This is a genomic window from Stenotrophomonas sp., assembly GCF_050737575.1.
In the GTDB taxonomy this organism is placed as follows: domain Bacteria; phylum Pseudomonadota; class Gammaproteobacteria; order Xanthomonadales; family Xanthomonadaceae; genus Stenotrophomonas.
Window position 1 is genome coordinate 1 of sequence record NZ_JBOHXW010000012.1, and the last position, 6,597, is coordinate 6,597.

General features: G+C 65.2%; 4 protein-coding genes and 1 pseudogene. 1 reads left to right on the forward strand and 4 read right to left on the reverse strand.

Going from position 1 to position 6,597, the window contains the following annotated elements; genetic code table 11:
- The 3 genes and pseudogenes from ACREP4_RS16845 to ACREP4_RS16855 form a co-directional block, all read right to left on the reverse strand.
- Positions 1–196 (reverse strand): hypothetical protein (locus tag ACREP4_RS16845; RefSeq protein ID WP_431597353.1); only part of this gene is annotated, 196 nt, incomplete at its 3' end.
- A gap of 37 nt (positions 197–233) precedes the next feature.
- Positions 234–458: pseudogene (locus ACREP4_RS16850) on the reverse strand (glycosyltransferase family 2 protein); the annotation flags it as partial.
- A gap of 9 nt (positions 459–467) precedes the next feature.
- A complete protein-coding gene (locus ACREP4_RS16855; protein WP_431597354.1) occupies positions 468–1,598 on the reverse strand; it encodes a hypothetical protein in 1,131 nt (376 codons plus the stop codon).
- Positions 1,599–2,602: 1,004 nt separating this feature from the next.
- Between ACREP4_RS16855 and ACREP4_RS16860 the strand changes: the two genes are divergently transcribed.
- Positions 2,603–3,505, forward strand: a complete 903-nt coding sequence (locus tag ACREP4_RS16860) for a cadherin-like domain-containing protein (protein ID WP_431597355.1) — start codon at positions 2,603–2,605, stop codon at positions 3,503–3,505.
- A gap of 301 nt (positions 3,506–3,806) precedes the next feature.
- Here the strand turns inward: ACREP4_RS16860 and ACREP4_RS16865 are convergent, their stop codons facing one another.
- Entirely contained in the window at positions 3,807–6,497 is a 2,691-nt protein-coding gene (locus ACREP4_RS16865; protein WP_431597356.1) for an AAA family ATPase, read from the reverse strand.
- Positions 6,498–6,597: the final 100 nt, after the last annotated feature.

Here is a 6,597-nt window from a genome sequence, read left to right on the forward strand (position 1 = left end):
TATACAGAAGCGGAGACACGCGTGATCCGTGGTGCGCCTCGGCCAAACGCAACAGCGCGGCCTTGGGTGGCGTGCACGGCGGGCCGCGGCCCGTTATGCGGTACAGGGCGGTGACGATCGAATCCGCTGTTGCTACCTCGGCCAACGCGACTACGGCATGCGGATCGATCTCGTCGTCCGCGTCGACGAACAGCACGTGGGTCGCAGCCGAGCGGACATGGGACCCCCAGATTGCGGGCTCCGCCGATGCCACGCCATACCCGGCTGCGGACGTATTCGGCGCGGTGGGTCACCGCGAGGCGGCGGTACTCCTGGCAGAGCGGCTCGTCGGACCGATCGTCTGAGACGACAATGGTCGTCGGCACGTCTCTGGATCGGGCGCACGCCTGGGAAACACTGTGCAGGCAGCGTCGCAACCATTCCGGCCACGCGTTCCGCCCGGGAACGACGACGGCGATACGAAGCGACTAGCCCGCTGAGTCCAAGCGCGTGGGGTAGATGTTCGCTTCGTCGATGGGCGCGGGGAGCACACGTCCGTCAACCACGGGGATCTCGAGGACGATCTGAACAAGCGTGGACGGCTCGAACTGGCGCAGGGACAGCAGCTCCAGGTTGCGTGCCACCAGCGGATTCGACCTTCGACGTGAGACCGACATGACCACGCCCCAGTTGCCGTGGCTGTGCAGACCGGCCACGAGGAGCAGCCGCTGGGATGCGTTGAACGGGTTCGGTCCGACGACCAGCGTGGCGACATCACGGCGCAATTCCCCATCGACGTGCTGTGCGCGGATCTGCTCGCCACCCGGCAGACGGAAATACTTGTCCTTGCCAGGCCCGTGGCCGATGACGACCAGCTCTGCTTCGAGCGGAAGCTCGGAGAGCAGCCGGTGGGTGAGGCTGTTCGAGCGCGGCCCGCCGATCACGATGAGGCTGTCCAACAGCTCGTCTGCCTGCACGCTGCCGCTCGAGGTGACGTTCACCGCCGCGTGCTCGTTGGCGCTGACCAGATTGGTCACGGCTTCGACGATTGCCAGACTTTCCTGACTTTCGAGAAGGAAGACCCCGTTGAGCGAGCTGACCGTATCTTCAGAGGAAATCTCACCGCTGATGATCGTGACGCGCTCCGCCTGAAGGGGCCACAACAGGTGCTCGAAGGGCAACAGCGACCGGCCGAGCGCCGCGTGTGAGCGTCCATTCGGTTGACTACGTGGGCTTGGGAGGGTCAGCAAGTAGGCGACAGTCTCGAGCGCACGGTCGCCGTGGCGGCGGACGGTTTTCGGGTCACACCCGCGGGCGACCGCAAGGGAGCCTTGGCGCCGCGTCAACGTCGGGAAGCTGTGGTCCGCGTGAAGGTTGAACTCCACCAAGGCCGTCTCACGCGGGAGCTTGTCGAGCGCATCGACGGCTGCGACAAGACTCGACATCCCGACCTCGATCCGTCGCGCATCGCCGAGCGCGCCATTGGCCATACCGGTGACGTGGCGGAACGTCTCGCTGCACTCAAGCAGACGCTGCGGCTCACGCAACCCAAGCCCACTCCGGAGACCCTGAAGATCCTTGAATAGCGTGCCCAACGGATCGTCCGGTGCGGAAATCACCCGGTCAGCCTAGACCCGATGTCCAGTCAATACCCAACCGTGTAGGAGAGCAGGCATCGGCTCGAGTGCAGCTCAGCGTCCGGTTCGTGGACCTTGCGTCAAGCGCCGAGGGACCGTTCTGCGCGACCTGATGTGGTGTTGGACCGTGCCGGTGGGCAGCTCACGCCAGCCTCGCCAACCACTCCACTTCACCGAGATCGTCTTATTATCCCGCTCGGAGGAGTCAACCCATGATCCGATTCCACCACGGTGTGCAGCTAGTGTTCAGTCGCTGAAGTCTTTTTAACGTACAAACGACACAAAAACTACGCCATGACCAGGGATAACGCTGACATCCTGTCAGGCCTAGACATTCAAACGATTACAGCGACTGGACACTAGGAGTTTGCGGTGCGTTCCGACAGGCGGCGCGAGCTATCCGATGGGAGACGTGGTGTCGGCGTCGCTGCGAACGACCAGCGTAGGCACGCTGCTGGCGGTGAATGCGGGCAGCCGCTCATACATCGCGAACTCGTCGAACAGGATACGGCGGAGTTCGAATTCACCGTCTACCTTCAGATAAGCCTCCAGGCACCGAACCCGGAGATCGTCTCTGCACCAATCTCCCACGCTCTGCCAATGGTCACCAACGGCTCGACCCAGGACTCCACCGCAAATCGACATTTATCCAGTACATGAATCCCTTGATCAGGCCTGAGCCAAGTTTCGCTCTATTCACCATTGCAGCAAGAATCTGAGAGGCTATACTCTCTTCTGCGGGCGAGCTGTTGCTTCTTTTATGGCCAGTAGGGCTTTGTGTCGTATGCGGGTTGTTGTACACGATGGCGGGGACTACCATGAAAGGTTTACATCATCTAGTGTTGTCAGGGCTCGCTGGACTCCTGTTTCTGACCTCAGCTCTGCTAGCTATTCCAGCCCAAGCAATAATCTCGGCCACTAATGTGTCTATACCTGGCAATCAACCCTGGACCGATACGGGAATTGCCCTCAATAGCGGAGACTCTGTGGAAATCACGGCAAACGGCACGATCTTTATCGCGGGTTCGGATCCCGGGAAGACACCTGCGGGCGCACCCGGATGCGTCGCGACCAGCGACAATTCCATCCCTCCAGGACCTTTTCTCGCTCCAGGTTTGACATGCTGGGCGCTTATCGGTCGAGTGGGTAATGGATCGCCATTCGACGTGGGAACAGGGATAAACTTCTCCGCGAGTGGCGCAGGTCAGCTATTCCTAGGCGTCAATGACAACTTCTTCGGCGACAACTCTGGCAGTTGGGGAGCAACGATCACCGTCACCCCGGCGACGACCAACAGTGCTCCGATGGCCGCTGATGACGCCTACACCACCGACGAGGACGCCCCCCTGACCGTGCCCGACCCCGGAGTCCTCGCCAACGACACCGACCCCGACACCGACCCGCTCACCGCAACGCTAGTCACCGGCCCAACCCACGGCACCCTGACCCTCAACCCGAAAGGATCGTTCACCTACACCCCAGCGCCCAACTTCAACGGCACCGACACCTTCACCTACAAAGCCAACGACGGCCCCGCCGACTCCAACACCGCCACCGTCACCCTCACCATCAACCCCACCAACGATGCGCCAGTGGCGGCCGACGACGCGTATAAGACCAGCGTCGTGAAGAGTCTGCCGGTCCTTAAGCCGCTAAAGGTGAAAGCCCCCGGCGTGTTGGGTAATGACACCGACCTCGACGGCGACGCGCTCACCGCAATGCTGGTCACCGGCCCAACCCACGGCACCCTCACCCTGAACGCTAACGGGTCGTTCACCTACAAACCCAACCTGCTGTTCGTGGGAACCGACACGTTCACGTACAAGGCCAACGATGGAACCGCCACGAGCAATGTCGCGACGGTGAAGATCAAGGTATCGCTGTCATGACTTCGATCCGCCGGTCACGGCCGGACGTACTGGGGCTGAAGGTGTCGAACGGTGTCAACGAGCGCGTGCGGATACGCACACACACCCCTCGATCAGCCACGATTCGGGCTTTGCTTTGGAGACCCACCACCTCGGCTGCCCGGCCAGCAGCACTTTCAAGGAGGCAACGTAGCGGTCCAGGTCGGTGCGGGTCAAGTCGCGAACGCTGATCCCGCTGATCAGGATCTCACCAGCAACCCTCGTTGCGGTTCATCGCATAGCTGGCGGCCACGCTCGGTGGGGCGTACCTGAGCACGCTCGTCTACGCGAGCGGCGGTCTGCAGGCAGGCCCGCCATTCGCGCAGCTGCGCAAGGTCGCGGGGCTGTTCACCGAACCCGTCGCCGTCGATGGAGTAGCGGTCGCGGTAGCCCTCAAGCTGCTCGGCCGCGGCCCGCCACGCCCGGCGTCCCCGCGCCCCCTCCGGCACAGCGCCGAGCAGACCGGCCAGCCACGGTGGCGCTTCGAAGGCGCGCCTTCGACCGGGCTCGTGATCGCCATGCCAGCTCGGCGCGGACCTGGTGGTCGTAGGCGAGGTCGGTGGAGTGGGCCTCGGCCCACACGGCGCGCTGCTGCTCGTGACGACGCAAGCTCCGCTCTCGCTTGGTGAGCTGAGCTACCTTCTCGGTGAGGTGGTGCTGTTGTCCAGCGAGGTGGGCGGCCTCGGCGCGCGCCTGTTTGACGGCATCGTGGCGTGCCAACCCGGCCAGCCCACGCCCGTGGCCGGCCAACCAGGACTCGCGCTCCCCATGACGATCGCGCGCGGTGGCCAGACGCGCCTCCGCATCCGCCAGCTGTTCGACGACCCGACGGTGGGCACGCTGCTGCGAACGGAGTACTGAGGCGAACAACGCTTCGAGGCGATCCCGCTCCGCCCGCAGCTGCTTGGTCGACAGGGTTGAAGCGTGAGGACGTTCGGCTTTGCGCTCGGCATCGATGGCCAGCCGCTGCGGGTTCGAGCGGCCCAGCGCGGCCACCGCCACGTCGTACGGATCCTCCGGGTGGGGCCAGATCCAGCTCGGCAGCCGCCTCCGGCGGGGTGAGGCCTTCGACCAGGTATAGGTCAGCGCGTTGGCGCACCCGGGTCATGACCGTGTACCCCCACTGCTGGTCGGCGTGGCCGCCCCCGCGGACGAACACTCGGTCCACGGTCACTCCTTCGGACTTGTGCCCGGTGATCGCGTAGGCGTGGTCGATCGGCCGGCGGCCCTTGCCCAACTGCTTGGCCAGGTAGTCGGCAGGCAGCATCACTTCACGCTTCTGATCGCCGTCCAGGCGGACGGTCAGCGTGCGCGCCTCCGGGTCGACCGCAGTGACCTGGCCCCTGGTGCCATTGGCGATGCCCAGCTTGAGCCGGTTGGCACCGCACACCACCCGGTCTCCCACCCGAAACCCGCGGCCCTGATTCTTCAACGTCTCGCCGGTCAGGCGGCCGGCGGCGGCCATCGCTGCATGCGCGAGGTCGTTCAGCGCGTCGACCTCGACGCGGCGGTGGGCCAGCATGACTGCGTCCTCACCGGCGGAGAATGCCTGCCACCAATCTTTCGCCATGGCGTCGTGCGCCTCGGCCGCGGTCTTTGCCACAGTGACCCGACCCCCGTCCCGGTATAGCTGCAAGGCTTCCTCGGCCAAGCCTTGGCGGATCAACTCGACCGCACGGCGGTCCAACTCGTCGAGCTGCCGGCGGTTCTCGGTCAGTTCGACCGCGCCGAGGCGCAGCCGTAGGCTGCGGAACCAGCCGCCAGCCTCGATCGACTGCAGCTGCTTGTGATCCCCGACCAGCACCAGCTTGGCGCCGACTCGGTTGGCGTGGTCGGACAGGCAGGCGAACTTGCGCGTGCCCAACATGTTGCTCTCGTCAACGATCACGACATCGTTGCCGGTCAACCCGTCGCGGCCGGCGTCCAGATCGGCCAGGAACCGGTCGACCGTGGCCGTCTCGACACCGGCACCGGCTGCCAGCTCAAGCGCGGCGATCCCGGTCGGTGCCAACCCGTGCACCCCTACCCGGCCACGCTCCGGCAGCCCGAGGTTGGCGGTCTCGTAGCACAGACGCACCGCGTCCATCGTGAACGTCTTGCCCGTGCCCGCCCGCCCTACTACCGGCGACACCCCGGCGCCGTCGGTGCAGACCGCGCGCAGCACCTCGGCCTGGTCCACGCCCAGCGGCTTGCTCAGCTCGGCGTACCGTCCGATGACCGCGGCGACGACCTGGCGAGGGACAAGGTGGCGGCCTTCGTCTTGGCGGGCCAGCGCTGCTTCGATCATGCGCCGCTCCAGCTCCAACAGCTCCGGGGTGGAGTAGCGCACCGCGCCTGTCCGGACGTCCGCGCATACCCGGATCGACCCCTCCTGGACGAACCGATCCGCCAGCTGCTCGATCTGATCCATGGGCAGCGTGGTGGCCTGTGACTGGTTCGCGACAGCCCGCAACACTTCCCCACAGGTGAACGTAGACGTGTTCGCGGTCAGACCCTGCCCCCCGGCCAACACCTGGAACATCTTGGCCGCCTCGTCCGGACCGAGTTCCTCGCATGTCCGGCCCTGGCCGCGCATCCGATCAAACGTCCCCCGAAAATCCCAACCGCGGCCGGCCGCCTCGGCCGCCCACCGGTCCCGCAGCGTGGCTAGCGCCTCGTGGCACTTGTCCTCCCGCAGCTTGTGCGCCAACCAGTTGCGGACTGCCGCACCGGTCGGCAGCCCCTCCGCCTGCCGCTGTTCGCACTCCTGCACGATCCGACCACGCGCCTTGGAGAACGCTCGCAGCTCCTCGGCCGGAACGCCGGCCAGTTCGCAGTTGCCGTGCTCGTCCGGCTCACCCCACGCAAGTCCGAGCGTGCGGGTCAGCTCACGCTGGTAGGTGTTGCGGTACACGGCATCGGCGTTGCGTAGCTCGTCGAGGATGGGCCGGCCGTCGGGCGCCGTCCACTGATCTGCCCCATGTTTTCCGGACAGCTACTTATGGTTATTTCATGCTGTGAGCTGCCGGTTCACCCACTCGTTGTGGACCTCTAGTGGGACCCTGTAGCCCAGCCCCGAGTGGAGACGCTTCCCA